The 18,890-nt window shown below is 72.8% G+C and carries 13 protein-coding genes and 1 pseudogene; 7 read left to right on the forward strand and 7 right to left on the reverse strand.

Going from position 1 to position 18,890, the window contains the following annotated elements:
* Nucleotide 1: 1 nt before the first annotated feature.
* Nucleotides 2–4,333: a translocation/assembly module TamB domain-containing protein gene (locus AC3WLN_RS14460; protein ID WP_492482287.1), complete on the reverse strand. Its 4,332-nt coding sequence runs from the start codon at nucleotides 4,331–4,333 to the stop codon at nucleotides 2–4.
* Nucleotides 4,333–6,264: an autotransporter assembly complex protein TamA gene (locus AC3WLN_RS14465; RefSeq protein ID WP_492482312.1), complete on the reverse strand. Its 1,932-nt coding sequence runs from the start codon at nucleotides 6,262–6,264 to the stop codon at nucleotides 4,333–4,335. Before AC3WLN_RS14465 ends, AC3WLN_RS14460 begins: the two co-directional genes overlap by 1 nt.
* 585 nt (nucleotides 6,265–6,849) lie before the next feature.
* Between AC3WLN_RS14465 and AC3WLN_RS14470 the strand changes: the two genes are divergently transcribed.
* Nucleotides 6,850–7,059 carry a cold-shock protein gene (locus tag AC3WLN_RS14470; RefSeq protein WP_055952791.1) on the forward strand — a complete coding sequence of 70 codons (210 nt, stop codon included), beginning with the start codon at nucleotides 6,850–6,852 and terminating at the stop codon, nucleotides 7,057–7,059.
* A gap of 242 nt (nucleotides 7,060–7,301) precedes the next feature.
* Nucleotides 7,302–7,676, forward strand: a complete 375-nt coding sequence (locus AC3WLN_RS14475; protein WP_492482290.1) for a DUF6481 family protein — start codon at nucleotides 7,302–7,304, stop codon at nucleotides 7,674–7,676.
* Between the two features lie 113 nt (nucleotides 7,677–7,789).
* Here the strand turns inward: AC3WLN_RS14475 and AC3WLN_RS14480 are convergent, their stop codons facing one another.
* Nucleotides 7,790–8,068: a hypothetical protein gene (locus AC3WLN_RS14480; RefSeq protein ID WP_492482292.1), complete on the reverse strand. Its 279-nt coding sequence runs from the start codon at nucleotides 8,066–8,068 to the stop codon at nucleotides 7,790–7,792.
* 138 nt (nucleotides 8,069–8,206) lie between these two features.
* Nucleotides 8,207–10,339, reverse strand: a complete 2,133-nt coding sequence (locus tag AC3WLN_RS14485; protein ID WP_492482294.1) for a TonB-dependent receptor — start codon at nucleotides 10,337–10,339, stop codon at nucleotides 8,207–8,209.
* A 258-nt stretch (nucleotides 10,340–10,597) separates the two neighbouring features.
* On the opposite strand from AC3WLN_RS14485, the gene AC3WLN_RS14490 reads away from it, so the two are divergent.
* The 3 genes from AC3WLN_RS14490 to AC3WLN_RS14500 are packed head-to-tail and all read left to right on the forward strand — an operon-like array spanning nucleotide 10,598 to nucleotide 13,394.
* Complete coding sequence (locus AC3WLN_RS14490) at nucleotides 10,598–10,864, forward strand: ferredoxin (RefSeq protein ID WP_492482296.1); 267 nt, start codon at nucleotides 10,598–10,600, stop codon at nucleotides 10,862–10,864.
* Nucleotides 10,861–12,153, forward strand: coding sequence for an NAD(P)/FAD-dependent oxidoreductase (locus tag AC3WLN_RS14495; protein WP_492482298.1), 1,293 nt, complete (start codon nucleotides 10,861–10,863; stop codon nucleotides 12,151–12,153). The genes AC3WLN_RS14490 and AC3WLN_RS14495 overlap by 4 nt, the downstream gene beginning before the upstream one ends.
* The gene (locus AC3WLN_RS14500) at nucleotides 12,150–13,394 is read left to right on the forward strand and encodes a cytochrome P450 (protein WP_492482300.1); all 1,245 of its coding nucleotides are present in this window, start codon (nucleotides 12,150–12,152) and stop codon (nucleotides 13,392–13,394) included. Before AC3WLN_RS14495 ends, AC3WLN_RS14500 begins: the two co-directional genes overlap by 4 nt.
* 177 nt (nucleotides 13,395–13,571) lie before the next feature.
* On the opposite strand, the gene katG is transcribed toward AC3WLN_RS14500, so the two are convergent.
* Nucleotides 13,572–15,893 (reverse strand): catalase/peroxidase HPI, encoded by a 2,322-nt coding sequence (katG, locus tag AC3WLN_RS14505; RefSeq protein ID WP_492482302.1) that lies wholly within the window; start codon nucleotides 15,891–15,893, stop codon nucleotides 13,572–13,574.
* Nucleotides 15,894–16,330: 437 nt separating this feature from the next.
* On the opposite strand from katG, the gene AC3WLN_RS14510 reads away from it, so the two are divergent.
* Nucleotides 16,331–16,675: a hypothetical protein gene (locus AC3WLN_RS14510; protein ID WP_492482304.1), complete on the forward strand. Its 345-nt coding sequence runs from the start codon at nucleotides 16,331–16,333 to the stop codon at nucleotides 16,673–16,675.
* A gap of 36 nt (nucleotides 16,676–16,711) precedes the next feature.
* On the opposite strand, the gene AC3WLN_RS14515 is transcribed toward AC3WLN_RS14510, so the two are convergent.
* Nucleotides 16,712–16,960 carry a DUF6894 family protein gene (locus AC3WLN_RS14515; protein WP_492482306.1) on the reverse strand — a complete coding sequence of 83 codons (249 nt, stop codon included), beginning with the start codon at nucleotides 16,958–16,960 and terminating at the stop codon, nucleotides 16,712–16,714.
* 181 nt (nucleotides 16,961–17,141) lie between these two features.
* A complete protein-coding gene (locus tag AC3WLN_RS14520) occupies nucleotides 17,142–18,158 on the reverse strand; it encodes a DUF2778 domain-containing protein (protein WP_492482307.1) in 1,017 nt (338 codons plus the stop codon).
* 508 nt (nucleotides 18,159–18,666) lie between these two features.
* Between AC3WLN_RS14520 and AC3WLN_RS14525 the strand changes: the two are divergent.
* Nucleotides 18,667–18,890, forward strand: a pseudogene (locus AC3WLN_RS14525) (AprI/Inh family metalloprotease inhibitor); the annotation flags it as partial.

The raw sequence follows: 18,890 nt of genomic DNA on the forward strand, positions 1-18,890 counted from the left end.
CTCAATATTCCCACTCGGCCCCGACGCCCACGGCGGTGCGGCCGTCGCTGCCGGCCTCGCCCTGGATCTTGACCCGCCGGGTCACGTCGTAATCCACCGTCGCCGCGGTGTCGGCCGGCTTGGCGCCCGCCTTGACGCCGACGCTGAGGCGGTCGCTGAGATAGCGCGAGGCGCCGAGCGCCGGCCCGCCACTGGCGCCGGTGGAGACGTCGAGGCTGTCGAGCCCGAGGCCCTTGCGCGCCTGCTCGAACACGTCGACGCCGCCGGCCCCGCCGGAGAACTGGGCCACGGCCTGCGCGAGCTGCAGCGCCTGGAACGGCGACAGGCCCCCCGAGGCCTTCTTGAACAGCAGGCGCGACAGCACCTCGTCCTGCGGCAGGCTCGGGTCGGAGGTGAGGAGGAAGCTCGGCTGGTTGGCCGGCCCCGTCACGGCGATGCGCGCCGTGACCTCGGCCGCCTTGGTCTCGGCGATGAAGTCGAGGTCCGGGGTGGCGATCTCGCCGCCGAAGGTGAGGCGGCCCCGGGTGAAGTCGAGGCGCTGGCCGACGACGCTGAGGCGCCCGCGCCGCATCTCGAAATCGCCCGTCGCGACGGGATCGCGCGACGAGCCCGTGAGCCGCAGGGCGCCGCCGAGTTCGGCGTCGATGCCGCGGCCGCGCACGAAGATGCGGTTCGGGGCGTTCACCGCGATGTCCAGGGTGGCGTCGAAGGGCGGGGCGGCCTTGCCGCGCTTGCCCAGGGCCGCGATCCTGGCGCGACGGTCGGCCCGGGCGGCAAGGCGGGCGCGCACCTCCGGCGGCGTGTTCACCCGGCGGATCTCGGGCAGGGGCTGCACGGTGGCGGGCAGGCGGTCCGGCACCGAGACGTCCACGGAGAGGAGGTCGATCCGGCCGGCGACCCTCGGGGTCCGGGCCAGCGGTCCCGTCAGGGCGAGGTTGAGGCTCGCCACCGCGGTCATCAGCGGGCTCGAGACGAGTTCGGCCCGCTCGGCGGTGAGCCGGAGCGTGCCCGGGAAGCCGGCGGCGGGCTCCAGCGCCACGCGGCCGTCGCCCCGCAGGGTGCCGCCGTTGCGGGTCTGCGCGGTCAGGCGCTCCACCACCAGGGTGTCGCCGCGCCCCGTCACCCGGCCCTCGACGTTGGTCAGGCGGATGCCCTGGAGCGGATCGGTGAAGGAGCCACCCGTGAGCGTGGCGGCGCCCTCGGCCCGCGGGGCGGCCAGGGTGCCGGTCACGCCGGCATCGAGGGCGATGCGTCCGGCGACGCGCTGGCCGCCGACGCTGAGCAGGCTGTTGGCGAGCGCCGCATCCAGGGTGCCGCGCAGCTTCACCGCCAGGGCCTCCCCGGGGGCCACGGGCAGGGAGCCGGTGATCGCCACCTCGGCACCGCGCCCGGCGGAGACCCGCCCGTCGATGCCGGCGCGGCCGTCGCTCACCGTCCCGCTCGCCCGGGCGTCGATGGGCGGCAGGCCGGCCTTGCGGGTCTCGGGGGTGACGAGGCGGGCGACCGTGAGGGCGTAGCGCCCCTCCGGACGGTCGGCGGAGCCGCGCAGGTCCGCTTCGCCGTCGAGGGTGCCGGTCAGGGCGAGGCCGGGCGCGGCGATCCGGGCCAGCGCCAGGGGGAGGGCGCGGATGCCGAGCTTGAGGTCGAGGGCCTGCCCGACCCGGCCGGACAGGCTGAGCCGGCCGCTGCCGGCGGCCACCACGAGATTGTCGATCGCTGCCGAGCCGCCGTCGAGGGTCACGCTGGCGGGGCCGGCCAGTGCCAGCCGGTCTCCGCCCCGGGCGGCGGAGAAGCGCGCCAGATCGATGCGGGTGCGCTCGCCGGGCACGAGGCGGGCGGCGCCGTCGAGGTCGAAGCCGCGCGCCTTCGCCGTGAGGGTGATGTCGCTGGCACTGGGCGCGCCCACCGCCACGAGGCGGATCGTGTCGAGGCTCTGCCCGGCCGCGACGATCCGGTCGGCATTGACCCGGCCGTCGACGATGGGCCGGGCCAGCAGGTCGCGCCCGGTCAGGTCGGCCTCGAGCCGCGACAGCCCGGTCTCGCCGAAGCGCAGCGACGTCCCGGTCGCCCGGACGGCGGCGTCCTGGCGCCCACCGGCCCGCGACAGGGTGACGGCGGCGTCGAGACGGCCCGCCATCTGCGTCAGGGCGAGGGGCGCGAGGTCGTCGAGGTTGCCGGCCGCGAGGGTGAGGGCGCCCTCGCCGAGCAGGGTCCGGGCATCGACGGCGGCGCGGCCGTCGAGGGCGACGGAGCCGAGCCGGAAGGCGAGGCGGTCGAGCAACCAGTCGTCGGGCGTGCGGCGGGCGACATGCGCGTCGCCCGTGAGCGCCTTGCCGGCGACGTCGCCGGAGAGGCGCAGGGTGCCGTCGAGGGCCCCCGTGAGGTCCGTCAGGGCGGCCTCGACCCGCAGGTCGCGCAGCGGCCGGCCGAGGGCGCGGGCCTCGCCCGCCGTCAAGGTGGCGGTGAGGTCGGGCTTCTCCAGGGTGCCGGTCAGCCGCCCGTCGAGGAGGGCGCGCCCGGCGAGCTTCGGATCGAGGGTCGAGAGGTCCTTCAGGTCGACCACGAGCTTGGCGTCGGCGAGGCGCGCGGTGGCGCGGCCGTCGAGGCGTCCGACGATCTCGGCCCCCTCGAAGCGGGCGCCCTCGAAGGCGTAGCCGTCATAGACCTGCGAGAGCCGGCCGCTGAAGCGCGGCGCGGGCCCCAGGGTGCGGTCGAGGGCGGGGAGCGAGAGGACGAGGCCGCTGGTGCGCAGGTCGAGATCGGCACCGACCGCCTTGCGGGCGGGGTCGCCGGTGAGCGCGGCCCGCGCCGTCAGGGTGCCGGCGAGGGGCCTTCCGGCGACCTCCGAGAAGGCCGCGAGGTCGGAGAGCGCCGCGTCCACCGTTCCGTCGAGGGTGTTCTGGCCGATCCGGCCCGCATAGGCGGCCCTGGCGGTCGGCCCGTCGAGCTTGAGCTCGGCGACGTCGAGGACGTTGTCGGGCTGCAGGGTGCCGCGGAAGGTCAGCGCGGCCCGGGTTCCGATGGCGCGGCGCAGGGCCGGGTCGGCGAGGCGCAGGCCGTCGACCTTGGCATCGGCCGCGAGGGCGAAGCGGGCCGCGGCGGGGTCGGGTCCGGTCGGCAGCATCGACAGGGTGGCGTCGATCCGCTCCAGGGCGGAGCCGCCGGCGCGCAGGCCCGCGGCCTTCAGCGTGCCGTTGACGGTGGGTCGCGCCACCGGACCCTTCAGGCTTCCGTCGAAGATCAGGGTGTCGAGTTCGGCATCCGCCGCCCTGGTGACACCGCCCTCGGTGGGCACGGCCCGGGCGGAGACGAGGAAATCCGCGACCCGGTCGGCCGTGAGGGTGCCCCGGGCGTCGAGCCGGGCGGTGCGCGAGGTCAGGTCCAGGCGGTCGATGCCGAAGGCGCCGCTGTCGGCGAAGCGCAGGCCGCCCTCGAGCTTGGTGGTGCCGGAGAAGATCGCGGCGGCCGGTCCGGGCAGCAGCCCCTCGATCCGCGAGGCGAGGTCGAGGGCGAGCCGGCGCTCGGCGCCGATGCGGGAGATCCGCGCGGTGCCGCGGGCGCCGAGGTCCGGCCCGGCATCGAAGTCGAGGCGGGCGTTCCAGGAATCCAGGGTGCCGCGCCCGTCGAGGTCGAGATTGATCGGCGGCGTGCCGGGCAGGTTGGCGGCCTTCGAGAGGAGCCCGCCGGCGGGCTCCACCAGGGTGGCCTTCAATTCCAGCGTCTCGCCCTTCGGCACGAAGAGCAGCCGCGCCCCGAAGCGGCCCTCGGCGTCGAGGCGCCGGACAGCGACGTCGAGGTCGAGGCCTTCCGCCGGGGCGCCGAGCTTCGCCCGGCCCTGGGCGGTCAGGCGGGCCGGCTGCCCGGCCAGGGCTTCGCCGAGGACGAGTTCGGCGAGGCGGAAGGCCTTCACCTCCACATTCACCGGCAGGTCGGGGAGCAGCGATCCGTCGGGCTCCGGCGTCGCCGAGACCGGGGCGGGGAGGGGCCGGCGCAGGACTTCGAGGCGCCCGACCTCCAGGCTCTCCACCTCGAGACGGCCCGACAGCAGGGCGAGGCGGCGCCAGACCAGCCGGGCCCGGTCGAGCTTCAGCCAGACGCCGTTGGCGTCGCTGATCGCCACGTCGCGGATCGTGGCGTCGGAGGACAGGGCGCCGTCGACCGCCCCGATGGCGACGCGGGAGCCCGGCGTCGACAGGGCCTTCGACAGGAGCCCGCCGAGCACGGTCTTCTCGCCCTCGTCGGCCCGGGTGAGGGTGGCCGGGCTCGCGGCGAGAATCGCGAGGCACAGGATGGCGGCGGCGATGCGCGCGCCCGGACGCTTCCAGATTCCCATCAGAAGGACTGCCCCAGGCTGATGTACAGGGCCACCGGGCGCTCGCGGTTGCCCTTGATGCGGTCCATCGGGAAGGCGACGTCGACGCGGATCGGGCCGATGCCGGTGTAGTAGCGCAGGCCGAGGCCGACCGCGTAGCGGATGCGCTCGTCGAAATCGGGCAGGCTGCCGGCGAAGGCGGTGCCGGCGTCGATGAAGGGCACCACGCCGATCGTGTCCGTGACCTTGATGCGCGCCTCCACCGAGGCTTCGAGCAGGCTGCGCCCGCCGATGGGCAGGTTGAAGGGTCCGCGCGGCCCCAGCGTCCGGTAGGGGAAGCCGCGCACCGAGCCGCCGCCGCCGGCGAAGAACCGGATGTTGGCCGGGATGTCCTCGAGGTTCGCCCCCGAGATCGAGCCGAAGCCGATGCGGCCGGCCAGGATGTAGCGGGCCTCGTCGTCGAAGGCGTAGTAGGTCGAGCCCTGCGCCTTGGCGACGAAGATCGACGGATCGGAGCCGAGGAAGCCCGCATAGGGCGTCGCCGAGGCGGTGAGGCGCACGCCTTCGGTCGGGTCGAGCAGGTTGTCGGTGGAATCGTAGCTCACCGAGAGCGGCACGCCCACGAGCCGATAATCGACCTTGCCGAGGGCGTCCTGCGAGCGCCCGGCCTGCCCGTCGACGCCGATCTGCGCGAAGAAGCTGTCCGAGAAGCGGTGACGCAGGGCCACCGTGCCGCCGGCGGCGTCGCTGACATAGGATTGCTGCGCCTCGCGGCCGGCGAAGACGTTGGCGATGAAGTCGTTGCGGGTGCCCCAGAGGGCCGGCTTGACGAAGGTGGCGGAGAGGCGTCCGCCCAGCCCGTTCGAGTCGATGCCGGCGGCCTTGCGCTGCTTGGCGTAGAGGTCGTTGCCCAGGTAGTAGATGTCGGCGTCGACCCGGAAGGTCTCGCCGCCGCCGAACAGGTTGCGGTTGGCGTAGTAGGCCCGGATGCCGGGGCCGTCGACGGTGGAGTAACGGGCGGCGACGCCGATTAGGTTCTTCTCCCGCTCGGTGACGTCGACGAAGATCGGCAGGTTGCCGGAGGGGTCGAGGGTCTCGCCCTCGCGCACCCGGATCGAGCCCAGGCCCTCGACCTTGGCCACCGAGCGCCGGATGTCGGAGACGGCCTTGGGCGAATAGGGGTCGCCCGGCTCGGCATAGATGAACGAGCGCACCACCGCCGGGTCGATGTCCTGCGTGCCGCGCACCGCGACTTCGCCGAGGCCGGCGATCGGCCCCGGATCGATCGTGAAGGTCACGTCCATGACATGGGCCGCGTCGTCCACCACGGGATCGCGGGCGACGGCCTTGGCGAAGGGGTGGCCCAGCGCGCGGAAGCGGTCGACGATCCTGGCCTCGCGGGCCAGCACCGTGGCCGAGCGGGCGGGCACGTCCTCGCCGGCGCGGGTGAAGCGCCCGGGCAGGACCTCCTCGGGGAAGGGGTTGCCCCGGGGGTCCCGGGCCGCGACCGAGCGCAGGGTGTAGAGCGGGCCGGGATCGACCACGATCTTGACCGGAACCAGGGCGCGCGACCGTGAGGCCTCCGCGGCGCGGGCGGCGGCCACGACGGTGGACTCGCCCGTCAGCACGACGCCGTCGATGCGGATCGTCACCGTGCCCTGGTAGTAACCATAGCCGGAGAGCACGTCCGCGAGGCGGCGCTGGTCGGCCTCCGCCCGGCGGACCAGGCCCTCGCCGTCCGGCGGCGCCTCCTGGCGCAGGCGGTACAGGGTCGAGGTGTCCTGGAGCGCGCGCAGGACGTCGTCGTCATCGACGCCCGAGACCTTGACCGTGTAGGGCAGGGCGCCGGCGCTCGGGGCGGGCGGCTCCTCCTCGGAACCGAACAGGCCGAAGAGGTCGAAGGCCGCGGCCGGCCCGGCCGCGAGGCCGCCCACGGCCAGGCCGAGCGCCAGCGACCACGCGCCGGCGGCGAGCCTCCAGACCGATGCGCCACGAACCCGCCCCCGAATTCGAGTCACGAATGGCCGTTCCCGCGAGCCGGGCGCGGTCGCGTCCCCGGCTCTGGTCGCTGCAGCGCAGGCCCCGCCATCCCATCCCCTTCATCGGACCGCGGCCCCGCCGGCGGTCCCGCATCCCATCCTGGTTGGGGTCCCCTTCGACCCCCTTAATCCGGTCCGCAGCCTACCGTCCCGGCGCCGGTGCAGCAACCACGGCGGGCCCCGCCGCCCCCAGGGGCAGCGCCGGTTGCGCGGTTCGCCGCAGGGGGACGGGTTTCGGCCGTCGTTCAGGGAACCCGGCTTGGCCTTGCGCCTTGTCCTTGCGTCGCAGGCTTCCTACTTTCGTAACCATCGCACCATGGCCGGATTTCACCGGGTCGCACACCCGCCATTTCATCGGGACTGCCCGCCAGTCCCGATCGCGGGTGCCGCTTCGATCACATCCCATTCGAAGACCCTGCGCCTCGGGCGCCCGCGCGTCTGCACGCGGGTGCCGGGCAGCCGATGGCAGGCACAGCAACGTTTCAGGAGAACAGCACCATGAGCACGGGTACCGTGAAATGGTTCAACGAGACCAAGGGCTACGGCTTCATCCAGCCCGATGACGGCGGCAAGGACGTGTTCGTCCACATCTCCGCCGTGGAGCGCGCCGGGATGCGCAACCTGATCGAGGGTCAGAAGGTCTCCTACGAGATCGAGAATGACCGCCGCACCGGCAAGCAGTCGGCCGGCAACCTCCAGGCCGCCTGATCCCGGTCGCCTGACACCGGACCCGCGATGCGTCTCAAGTGAGGCCGACCCCGACTGAGGCATCGTGTCAACAACCCGACGGAAGCCGCTCTCCGAGGGGCGGCTTCTGTTGATTCCCGGCAGTCCGTCAGGCATGGGGCTGCTGCGATGCAAAACTAGCCGAAAATTTGATTCGCTTCACGGCCCCATGCCGCGCGTGCTCCACGCCGGATGCGGGCGACACACCACATGAGAAAGGTCAGATGGGCGCCTTCGACTACAGGAATTTCGACGACCGCCGCAAGAACTCCCTCAGCGCCAAGCAGATGCTGCTGGAAAAATTCAAGGCCCGTCCTCCGGCCGACGATCCGGAGATGATCGCCAAGGCGCAGGCCCGCGCCGAGGTCGCCCGCGCCCGCGAAGAGCGCGCCCGCGAGCGCGAGGCTGCCCGGATCGCCGCCGAGAAGGCCGCGGCGGCGGAGAAGCGGGCCCGCGAGGAGGCCGAGCTCGCCGCGCAGATCGCCCGCGAGGAGGCCGAGGCCCTGGCCGCGGCCGAGGCGAAGGCCGCCGAGCTCGCCGCCAAGAAGGCGGCTCGCGACGCCCGCTACGCAGCCCGCAAGGCCAAGGCGCGCCGCTAGCCCGTACCAACGCGCCGCCCATCCGCGGCGGCGCCCGGTCCCGGACACGAAAAAGGGCCGCCGCGCTGCGTCGGCCCTTTTTGCTGGAGGGTCGGGCAAGCCGGGCCGGAGCCTCAGGCCTCGCGGCGGTCCCCGGACTCGTGGTTGTCCGTCTCGCCGTCCTCATTCTCGGTCTCGGCGGTCTCGTGACCCTCGGTCTGGGCCTCGGCCGGCTCGGTGGTCTCGCCCTCGGGACGCGGCCCAGCCTTGAAGGTGCGGCGCGGCGCGTTGGCGCGCTTCATCTGCACCGGCTTCTCGATGGCGCCCAGGCGCTCGGACAGGAGCTTCGCGCGCTCGTTGAAGTCATTGGTCGAGCGTGACTGGGATGCACCGCTCTTGAACGCATTTGCCACTTGGGCCTCATGGATTTGCCCAGGGCACGGGTTCGTGCGGGGTTGGCTTCTTCTAGCACGTCCGGCGCCCCGCGTCGGCTTTTATCTTCCCGCCTCCGGCGATGGACCGGCCGCCCCCGGCGATGGACCGGCCGGACCTTAGAACCGCGCCGTCAGGAACAGGCGCACGTTGCGGCCGGGCAGCAGGATCTCGTCCTTCTTGAACGAGGCCGAGTTGCGGATGTCGTCGTTCAGCAGGTTGCGCCCCTGCAGGCCGAGGGTGAACGCGCTCGCGCCGTAGATCGCCGGGTCCACGGTCTTGGTGTAGCTCACCTCGGCGCGCAGGTCGTTCCAGCCGGGCGTCACCGTCTCCAAGGGCGCGATCTCGACGTGGTCGAAGGCGTGCAGCAGGTTGACCCGGGCGAACCAGCCGTCGGTCGCCAGGAAGACGCCGCCGCCGAGGCGGTGGGGCGGAATCCGCGGCACGTAGGAGCCGTCGTCGAACTGCGCCCGGACGAAGTCGTACTGCGCCTCGATGCCGGCCCAGCCGTCGCCCACCGGGATCAGGTCGAGCTGCGCGGCGATCTCCGCCCCGTAGAAGGTGGCGTTCTGCTGCGAGTAGACGATCTGCCGGAGTTCGTCCCCGATCCCGCAGGAGGCGAAGTCGTCGTCGCAGCGGTTGCCCGTGTCGCGCTTGTAGATGAATCCCGTGTAGCGGGTGTAGTAGCCGGTGGCGTCGAGGCGCAGCGGCCCTTGCGCCCGGCGCAGGCTCATCTCCACCGTGCGGGCGCGCTCGAGCTTCAGGCGCGGATCGCCGATCTCGAAGGTCTCGGTGGCGTCGTGCGGCCCCTGCGAGAACAGCTCGTAGGCGGTGGGCGCCCGCTCCACGTAGGAGCCATTGACGCTGGCCACGAAGCCGTAGGGCAGGTCCTGCAGGGCGCCGACGCTCGCGCTCTTGGGCGCGAACCGGCGCGTCAGGCCGAAGGAGGCGGGGTCCTGCCCCACCACCGGCAGGTAGTCGCTCGGGAAGTCCACCGCGGTGCTGGCGGAGCGCGCGCCCTCGATGCGCCCGGCCGCCTGCAGGCGCAGGCCCCGGCCGAGATCGAGCTGCTCGAAGAGATAGACCGCGTTCGAGCGCGATTCCGTCGGCGGCAGGAAGCCCTCGCCCTGGGTGTTCAGCACGCGCCGGCCGGTCTGCACGCCGAGGGCGCCCGTCAGCGTGCCGAGGGGGGTGAAGACGGGCACGTGCTGGGCCTCGATGCGCCCCTCCGCCTCCCGGCTCTTGAAGGTGGCCTGGATGCCGTCGATGCCGTCCGCACCGATGCCGCGCTCGTCGTGCCGGTAGACCGAGCCGCCGGCCCAGAACCGGATCACCTCCAGCGGGCCGTCGAGGGGCCGGTACTCGCCCCGGGCGAGGACCCGGTCCTGGCGCGGGTCGAGGCGGGTCCGGCTCTCGGCCGCCTCGCCGCCGGGGATCTGGTAGAGCGCGTCGTAGTGGCTGAACGAGATGCCCACGAAGCCGCGGTCGCCGATGGCCGAGATGCCGACGGAGCCGCCCTGGGACTCGGTGGCCGAGTTGCGCTGGATGCCGCCCGGGATGGCGTAGCTGTCCGTGGCGCTTCGGAAGCCGTCGGCATGGACCGCGATGCCGTCCTTGCCGGCATCCACGGTCGCGGCGCCGAGCCGCCCGTTGTCGACGCTGGAGAATCCGGTGGTGACCTGCCCCGAGACCCCGTTCGCCGGGATGAAGGTCGGGACCCGGTTGTTCTCGGCCGAGACGACGCCGCCGATCGCCCCGGAGCCGTAGCGCAGGGTGGCGGGCCCCCGGATCACCTCGATGCGGTCGCTGACCAGGGGATTGACCGGGACGGCGTGGTCCTCGCCGAGGTCGGAGACGCCGTTGTTGATGACGCCGTTCTCCTGGATGCGCACCCGGGCGTTGTCCAGGCCGCGGATGATCGGCCGGCTGGCCGCCCCCGGCGCGTAGGTCGAGGAGGAGATGCCGGGCCGGTCGAACAGGGCGTCCCCGAGGGTGCGGGGTTGGTCGCGGGCGATCTGCTGCTGCGTGACGACCGTGACCGGCGAATAGGTGTTGGTCACCACCGGGAGCACGCCGACCGGGAAGGCCGCCCCGGAGCCCGGGACCCCCGTCCCGGACGCGGGCTGGATCGGGCTCGGCGAGGTGACGCTGAGCTCCTCCAGGGTCGCCTGGGCCTGCTGCGCCGCCGCGGACGTCACCCCGAGCCCGGCTCCCGCCGAGACACCCGCCAGGGCCGCCCCGGCCCACACCATCCGCGATCGCCGCACGCGCCCACCTCGTCACCAACGTTATAATGTTTCGTGGCGCAGATGTTATAGTATGACAAGTGCCGGGAGCCGAACGGCTCCGCTTCCCGCCGCCCTGTGGCCCATGCGCATCACCGGCGGCCCGTGCGGGGCCTGCGCCCCGGCGCCCCGGATGATCCCCGGCCCGTGGACGTCGCGTGGGCGCGTCCCCACACCGCGCCGCCCGGGGCGGAACTCCGGAGCGCCCGGGCACATTGCGCAAGCATGTCCGATCTTCCCCCCCACGACCGGCCGAGCGCCGATGCCCGGCGCGCCGCCGGCGGCCTGCGGGTCACCGTCGACCTGAACCTGTGCCAGGCCTACGCCCAGTGCTGCTACGCGGCGCCCGACCACTTCGTCCTGAAGGGCCGCGAGGCCCTGCACTACGACCCGGCGCCCACGGCGAGCGCCCGCGACGACGTCGAGCGCGCCCGCATCGCCTGCCCGGTCCAGGCCATCCGCGTCGAGGATGCCGGGGCCGTCTCCCGATGACCGATGGACCGTCGCGTGCCGTGGTGGTCGGCGCCTCCCTCGCCGGCCTGCGCGGGGCCGAGAGCCTGCGGCAGGCGGGTTTCGCCGGGCCCCTGACGATCATCGGGGCGGAGCCCCACCGGCCCTACGACCGGCCGCCGCTCTCGAAGGCGGTGCTCACCGGCGAGGTCCCGGCCGATGCCACGGCCCTGCCGAATCTCGAGACCCTCGAGGCCGACTGGCGCTTCGGCGACCCGGCGACGCAGCTCGACCGGAGCCGGCGCACGGTGACCCTCGCCAGCGGCGAGGCGGTGCCCTACGACCGACTCCTCATCGCCACCGGCGCCTCGGCGAGGGCCTGGCCGAACGCCGCGGAAGCGGGTCTGGCGGGGGTGCACACCCTGCGCGGGCGCGACGACGCCAAGGCCCTGCGGCGCGACCTCGCCGCCGGGCCGGACCACGTCGTCATCATCGGCGGCGGCTTCATCGGCTGCGAGGTCGCGGCCTCGTGCCGGACCCTCGATCTGCCCGTCACCCTGGTCGAGACCGGCCCGACCCTGCTGGCGAAGGTGCTGGGCCGGCATCTCGGCTCCGTGGTCGAGGCGCTGCATGCCAGCCTCGGCACCACCATCCGCAGCGGCGTGAAGGTCGCGGCCCTGGAGGATGACGACGCCGGCCGGGTCGCCGCCGTGCGCCTCGCCGACGGCACCCGGCTGCCGGCCGACGTTGTGGTGGTGGCCCTCGGCGCCGTGCGCAACACCGGCTGGCTCGCCGGCTCCGGCCTCGCCTTCGATGAGGGCGGGATCGACTGCGACGCGCAGGGCTACGTCCTCGACGGGTCGGAGCGGCCCGACACCCGGATCGCGGCCGCCGGCGACGTCGCCCGCTTTCCGCACCCGCTCTATCCCGGCCGGCGCATCGCCCTGGAGCATTGGGGCCACGCCGTGGCGCAGGGCCGGCATGCCGGGCGGCTGCTGGCCGGCGTCGCGCCCGAGCCCTACGCCGAGGTCCCGGCCTTCTGGTCGAGCCAGGGCGGCATCACCCTCAAGTCGGTGGGCCTGACCGAGGGCGCCGACGGCTTCGTCGTGGCCCGGGGCAGCCTCAAGGAGGGGCGGTTCCTGGCGGTCTACGGCCGGGAGGGCCGCTGCATCGCCGCCGTGGCCTTCGACTGCGCCCGCTGGCTCCCGACCTATGCCGAGCACATCGCGGCCGGCGCCCCGTTCCCGCCGGAGCCCGGCGGCGTCGATGCCGGCCCCTTCGCCGTGCTGCCGCCGGCCTTTCCCGAACCGGCCGACAAGGACAAGGCATGACCGATCCCACCCTGTTCGCGCAGATCAAGGACGAGGCCGCCCGGACGGACCCGTACCCGCTCTTCGCCCGCCTGCGGGAATGCCCGGTCTCGCGCCAGGAGGACGGCACCTACGTGGCCGCCTCCCACGCGGCGATCGCGAGCCTGCTGCACGACCCGCGGGTGAGCTCGGAGACCCTGCCGCCCGCCGACCGGCCGAAGACCGGCAACCCGCTCAAGGATTGGCTGGTGAAGCCGGTGCGCGACCACATCACCGACACCCACCGGCCCTTCATCTTCCGCGATCCGCCGGACCACGACCAGCTGCGCGCCGCGGTGATGCAGCAATTCACCCCGCAGCGGGTCCAGGCCCTGCGGGCGCGCTCGCACGTCCTCGTGGACGAGATCCTCGACAGGCTCGGCGACGCGAAGACGATCGATATCGTGGACGACCTCGCCTACCCGCTCCCCGTGACGGTGATCTGCGAACTCCTCGGCATTCCGCCGGAAGACGAGGCGCAGTTCCACGGCTGGGCGACGCAGCTCGCCACCGCCCTGGAGCCCGACACTCTGCAGGACGACGACCTGCGGGCCGAGAACAGCCGCACCTTCGACGCCATCTCCGAATACATGCAGGGCCTGATCGCGAAGAAGCGCAAGGACCCCAGGGACGACATGCTCTCGGGGCTGGCGACGGAGGGCGTCGAGGGCCACGGCCGCATGAGCGACTTCGACCTCATCGCCACCGCGATCCTGATGCTGGTGGCCGGGCACGAGACCACGGTGAACCTCATCACCAACGGCATGCTGACGCTGCTGCGCCATCCCGAGGAGTTGCGCCGCCTGCGCGAGGACCCGAGCCGGGCCCCGCGCGTGGTGGAGGAACTCCTGCGCTACGAGCCGCCGGTCCAGTTCCGCACGCGCAAGACCCTGTGCCCGATCAACCGGGACGGCGTCACGATCCCCGAGGGCGCGCCCCTGGTGCTGCTGCTGGCCTCCGGCAACCGCGACCCCGAGGTCTATGCCGAGCCCGACCGCTTCGACCCGGACCGGCCCGACAACCGCCATCTCGGCTTCGGCGGCAGCCTGCATTACTGCGTCGGCGCGCCGCTCGCCCGCTTCGAGGTCGAGGCCGCCCTGGTCGCGCTGACCCGCCGCCTAAAGAACCCGCGCCTGACGGCGGACCCGCCGCCCTACCGCCCGGGTTCGGCCCTGCGCGGACCCAGGCACCTGCGGCTGACGATCGACGGGATCGCGCCCTAGGGGCGGGACCGGGATCGGACCCGACGCCCGACCCCGTGCCGATGACGAGGCCGCTGCGACCGCGCGGTGAGACGCCCTCCGGCAATCCCACGTCGCGTCTTGTCGTCCCGTCCCGGCGGCCCCCGCCCCCGGGGACACGGGGACGGGAGCGAGGACGCTCCGCGCGACGGCCGCCGGTCAGGCCGCCATGGGTCCGTAGCGGCGGTGACCCTTTACGTCGTAACGGTCGAGCATCATGACCTTGTCCCAGACCCGCACGAAGTCCGCGACGAAGCGCTGCTGACCGTCGCTGCCCGCATAGGCATCGGCGATGTTGCGCAGCTGCGCGTTGGAGCCGAAGACGAGATCGTTGCGCGTGGCCTCGAACCTGACCTGGCCGCTGTCGCGATCCTTGAGGGTGAAGGCCGTCCCGGCGGCATCCGCCTTGTCCCAGACCAGGTTCGTGTCGGTCAGGGTCCGAAAGAAGTCCGTCGTCAGCACGCCCACCCGATCGGTGAAGATGCCCCGGCTCGATCCGTCGTGATTGGCGTTGAGGGCGCGCAGGCCGCCCGTCAGCACCACCCATTCCGGTGCCGTCAGCGTCAGCAGGTTGGCCCGGTCGAGGAACATCTCCTCCGGCGATAGGCTCGGCGCCATGGCCCCGAACCCGTCATCGACATAGTTGCGGAAGCCGTCCACCACGGGCTTCAGCCACTCGAACATCTCGATGTCGGTCAGCTCCTGGGTCGTGTCGACCCGGCCCGGCGTGAACGGCACCACCGTCTCGACCCCGGCATCCTTGGCCGCTTTCTCCACGGCGACGCAGCCGGCGAGCACGATCAGATCGGCGAGCGAGACCTGCTTGCCGTCGCTGCGGCCCGCATGGAACGCGGTCATCACCCCGCGCAGCGCCTCGACCACCGGCGCGGCCCGGCGATTGACGGCCCAGTCCTTCTGCGGAGCGAGGGCGAGCCGTCCGCCATTGGCACCGCCGCGCTTGTCGCTGTCGCGGTAGGTCGCGGCGGCCGAGAAGGCCGTGAAGGCCAGGTCGGAGACCGTGACGTGGGTGGCCAGGATCGCCTGCTTGAGCGCCGAAATCTCGGCCGCGCCGACCAGGCCGTAGGCGGCATCGGGGATCGGGTCCTGCCAGAGCAGGCCGTCCTCGATCGTCACCTCCGGGCCGAGGTAGCGGTGCTTGGGCCCCATGTCGCGGTGGGTGAGCTTGTACCACGCCTTCGAGAAGGCCTGGGTGAAGGCGTCGAAGTCGTGCAGGAACTTCTCACAGACCTTGCGGTATTCCGGATCGACCTTCAGGGCGATGTCGGAGGTCATCATCATGAGGGGATGCATCTGCCCCGCGACGTGGGCGTCGGGGGTCTTCGGTGCGTTCGGGTCCTTCGGGGTCCATTGCAGGGCGCCGGCGGGGCTCTTGGTCTGCTCCCAGTCGAACTTGAAGAGGTTTTCGAGGTAGGCGTTGTCCCACTGGGTCGGATTCGGGGTCCAGCTGCCCTCGATGCCGTTGGTCATGGTATCCTTGCCCGAACCACTGCCCTTCGGGTTGTGCCAGCCCAGGCCCATCGCTTCCATCGGCGCCATTTCCGGCGGCGGTCCGATCTCCTTGGCGGGGGTCATGCCGTGGCTCTTGCCGAAGGCGTGGCCGCCGGCGATCAGCGCGACGGTCTCCTCGTCGTTCATGGCCATGCGGCTGAAGGTGACGCGGATGTCGTTGGCGGACCCCTGCGGGTCGCCATTCGCGTAGGGCCCCTCGGGGTTCACGTAGATCAGCGACTGGTGCGAGGCGGCGAGCGGGTTCTCCAGGTCGTAGTCGGGCTCGCCGTTCTTGCCGCGCCAGCGCTGATCGCGGTTGACCATCTCGTCGAAGCTCGACACCGAGCCCATCTCGACGACCTCGGGGCCCCAGTAGGTGGCGTCGTCCGCCTCCCAGGCGTCGAGGCGCCCGCCGGCGAAGCCGTAGGTCGGCAGGCCCATGATCTCCAGGGCGCAGTTGCCGGTCAGCACCATCAGGTCGGCCCAGGACAGCGCGTTGCCGTACTTGTGCTTGATCGGCTGCAGGAGGCGGCGCGACTTGTCGGTGTTGCCGTTGTCCCACCAGCTCGAGATCGGGGCGAACCGCTGCATTCCGGTGCCGGCCCCGCCGCGCCCGTCCGCGATGCGGTAGGTGCCGGCCGAGTGCCAGGCCATGCGGATCATCTGCGGGCCGTAATTGCCGTAATCCGACGGCCACCAGGCCACCGACGAGGTCAGGAACTGCTTGATGTCGCTCTTGAGCGCGTCGAGATCGATCGTCCGGAACGCTGCGCCGTAGTCGAAATCCGGGCCGAGCGGATCGGCCGCGAGCCCGTTCTGGTGCAGGACTTCGACCCTGAGGCGGTGCGGATACCAGTTCTCGAGGGTCGGGCGGCTGCCCTGGGCCCCGCCGATGCGATCGCCTCCGAAGGGGCACTTGCCTTCCATCGGGTACGATTGGGTATTCGTCTTGTCGATCGTCATGTCGTTCATCAACGTTTCCCTCGCCGCAGGGCCGGCGCCATCGGACGGATCGGGCCGCCTGCCTGTTGCCGACAGCGTCGTGAAGCGGGCAATGCCCCCTGCGCAAGCAAGGCTCGCGCCCCGGCACCACGAGCGAAGTTTGGCGGCTCCGATGAAAATCAAGGTGCCGTTCCCCCCGCGAGGCCCAGGGTTTGCCGGCACGCCTTGGGACAACCGTCTCACGTTTGCGCGATGCGAAACGCGGGGTCTGGTCCGAGGCCAGGCGGACGGTCGCGTCCGATGCGCCGGGGCACGACCGGGACCGCGACGCCCCCTTCACCGCGAACCCGCCGCGAAGCGAACGGGCGGCGATCCGGCCATCCCGGACGTTTCCAGCCGTCACCCAGCACCGGGCTTCTTCCGGTAAGCTCGCTGAATCGCGCCGCGTCCGGGATCGAGAGCGGACCATGACCCGGATGTTTCGCGGGCTCGGCCTCGTCGCATCCCTCGCGACGCTGCTGATCCTCGCGGCGGTCGGTCATCTCGGCCGCGCCGGCGTCCCGGCGGGCCGGATTGCCGTGCGGTGGGACGTGCACGGACATCCCACAGGGTTGGCGGACAGGCCGGTCAGCCTGGGGTTTCCCGTGGCGGTCTTCCTCTTCGTCGCGACGTCGATGATCTGCACGGCGGGACGCTCGGCGAAGCCCGCCCGGTCGCCTATCGGCGCCCTCGCGGCCTTCCATGTGCCGACGGTCGGGGGGCAGGCCTGGCACGCGTCGAAGGTCATCGCCCGGGCGCAGGCCCGGCCCTGAGCCGGGCCTGGGAACCGTCCCGTTCTGCGGCGCGGATCACCGCTCCCCGGCGCGCGTGCTGAAGCCGTTGAAGATGAGGGTCGCCGTGTAGACCGTCTCGTTGCGCTCGTCGCGCACGCGACAGGTGATCGTGTGGTGGTCGCCATCCTCCGGCAGGATCTCCCGGGCGATCTCGGGCAGGGTGCGCTTGGCCTCGCGGCGGACCTCGTCGAAGTCGGCGCATTCGACGCCGTCCTCGTCCAGCCGGAAGGACCCATCGTGGATGTCGAAGTAGTAGCGAGCCACAGCGCTCTCCGGCATCAGGGCGGGAGCACACTCTGTCTCTCAAGCGCGGAACGCCGATCCAGGGCCGCGACCGGAGGACCCTACGGGATTACGTGCGTGGCCGCATCGGGTCGCGCGGGAAAACTTCAACGATCCCCCCTCTTGTGTCGGATACCCGACCGACATCGGGGAGGGGATGGTCCTATCCCCCCGCCACCACGACGAGGCGCTGGACCTCGCCGCGCAGATAGGCCTGCAGGAATTTCTCGTAATCGCGGAACGAGACGCAGCCGTTCGAGGCCCCGCTCGGGCCCAGCATGTAGGTGTGGGCGAGGAGGCCGACGCGGCCGTGGACGGCCTCGGGGCCGCCCACGGGCGTCAGGCGCAAGGCGCGGACGCCGTGGAAGGGCTGCTCGCGCTCGCGAATGTCGTAGGTGCCGAGGGGCGTCGGCCCCTTCATGCGCACATGCACGTGACCGGGATTGTCCATGGCCTCGCCCAGGCCCGAATGGGCCTCGAGCTTCTCGCCGTTCGGCAGGGTCACGATCCGGGCGCGGATGTCGTAGACGGCGACCCCGCCCGCTCCGCTGGGCGGGAGGGCGCTCAGGGCCTGCCGGAAGACGTTGTCGACGGGCTTCGTCTCCAGGGCGGCGTAGGCGAGCCGCGGCGGCTCCGGGCTCTCGACCCCGAACAGCTTCTCGATGAAGGAGCGCGTGTCCTCCGGCGGCGGCGCGGCGCTGGTGGTGCGGGCCGAAGGCGCGCGCGGCGCCCGCGCGGTCAGCCGCCCGGCCCGGAATTCCGGCGGGCGCGGCACGGGGAGCGGCACCCATCGCGCGGTGAGGGGGGGCGTCGCCGAGGCCGGATCGACGGGGGCCGGCGGAGCCTCCGCTGCGGGGCCCGGGGCGCGCGCCGCTTCGGCGACCGTCTCCGGCGGGGCCGCCGCGAGGGTCTCGGCCGCCGGGCCTTCCTCGGGGGCCCTCAGCGCGACATTGGCACCGCGCTCGGCCTCGGCCCCCTCGGGTGCCGGGGTTCGCGGCGCCACCGGCGCGGGCACATGCGCGGCTGTCTCGATCGTCGCGGGCGGGCCTTCGACCGGCGCTCGGGACCAAAGCGCGAATCCACCGGCTCCGCCGCCGAGCAGGAGCGCCGCCGCGAGGAGGCCCCGGAGGGCGGGCCGCGACGGCGGCATCGGCGGGGATCTCTCGGCAGCTTCAGCCATGCTCGGCGCCATCCGCTCCACGGGGCCGGCGCGGCTGCCGGCCCTTCGTTCCGCACCATCCCGGGTGCGGCTGGCGGCTTCCGAATCCGTCGGCCGTCAGGGTCCGATTCCAACGGGTGGACTCGGCGTTTCTACGGCCAGATTGCGCCGAAACTGGACACGGACTCGAAGACCTGCCGATCTACTGACGATCACAGATGAGGATCGATCCGACGACTTTCGCTCGATTGTCGCCACATTGCGTCGCGACCGGCGCCCGGATCACGCGTTCCGCGCTCCGACCCGTGCCGCGTGGAGAGAGGCCCGTGGCTCCCCGAACCGGCGCGGCCCAAAGCCTCCGAGACCCCGTGCGGCACGAACGCCACACCGGCCGCCAAATCTCGGGCCGTCCCCCCAAATCCCGCATGGGCCGCGGGCGATGCCTTGCCGCCAGCGCAATTGCCGGTGACGCAGACTCGAACCGGGGATTCCAGGCCCCGATCCCGCTCCTGCTCGGAATTTGTCATCGATGCCGCGTTCGCTCCTGTCGACAGCTGCCGTCCTCGCGCTCGCCGCCGGCCTCGGCGCCTGCGCCTCCCAGCGCCTCGAAGGTCCGACCCGCGGCCGCCTCGCCCCGGGACCCCAGGCGGCCCTGGAGCCCGTCGTGCCGGCCATGCCGTCCGGCCCGGTCACCTCGGAGCCCCTGGCCCCGCCGCCGGGTGCCTCCGCCGCCCCGGCCGACCTGGCGCCGCC

This window comes from Methylobacterium sp. FW306-05-D, assembly GCF_058782155.1.

Coding starts and splice junctions, on each gene's coding strand:
- AC3WLN_RS14460 (WP_492482287.1), bottom strand. CDS start 4,333: ATGGGAATCTGGAAGCGTCCGGGCGCGCGCATCGCCGCCGCCATCCTG.
- AC3WLN_RS14470 (WP_055952791.1), top strand. CDS start 6,850: ATGAGCACGGGTACCGTGAAATGGTTCAACGAGACCAAGGGCTACGGC.
- AC3WLN_RS14475 (WP_492482290.1), top strand. CDS start 7,302: ATGGGCGCCTTCGACTACAGGAATTTCGACGACCGCCGCAAGAACTCC.
- AC3WLN_RS14485 (WP_492482294.1), bottom strand. CDS start 10,339: ATGGTGTGGGCCGGGGCGGCCCTGGCGGGTGTCTCGGCGGGAGCCGGG.
- AC3WLN_RS14490 (WP_492482296.1), top strand. CDS start 10,598: ATGTCCGATCTTCCCCCCCACGACCGGCCGAGCGCCGATGCCCGGCGC.
- AC3WLN_RS14495 (WP_492482298.1), top strand. CDS start 10,861: ATGACCGATGGACCGTCGCGTGCCGTGGTGGTCGGCGCCTCCCTCGCC.
- AC3WLN_RS14500 (WP_492482300.1), top strand. CDS start 12,150: ATGACCGATCCCACCCTGTTCGCGCAGATCAAGGACGAGGCCGCCCGG.
- katG (WP_492482302.1), bottom strand. CDS start 15,893: ATGAACGACATGACGATCGACAAGACGAATACCCAATCGTACCCGATG.
- AC3WLN_RS14510 (WP_492482304.1), top strand. CDS start 16,331: ATGACCCGGATGTTTCGCGGGCTCGGCCTCGTCGCATCCCTCGCGACG.
- AC3WLN_RS14520 (WP_492482307.1), bottom strand. CDS start 18,158: ATGGCTGAAGCTGCCGAGAGATCCCCGCCGATGCCGCCGTCGCGGCCC.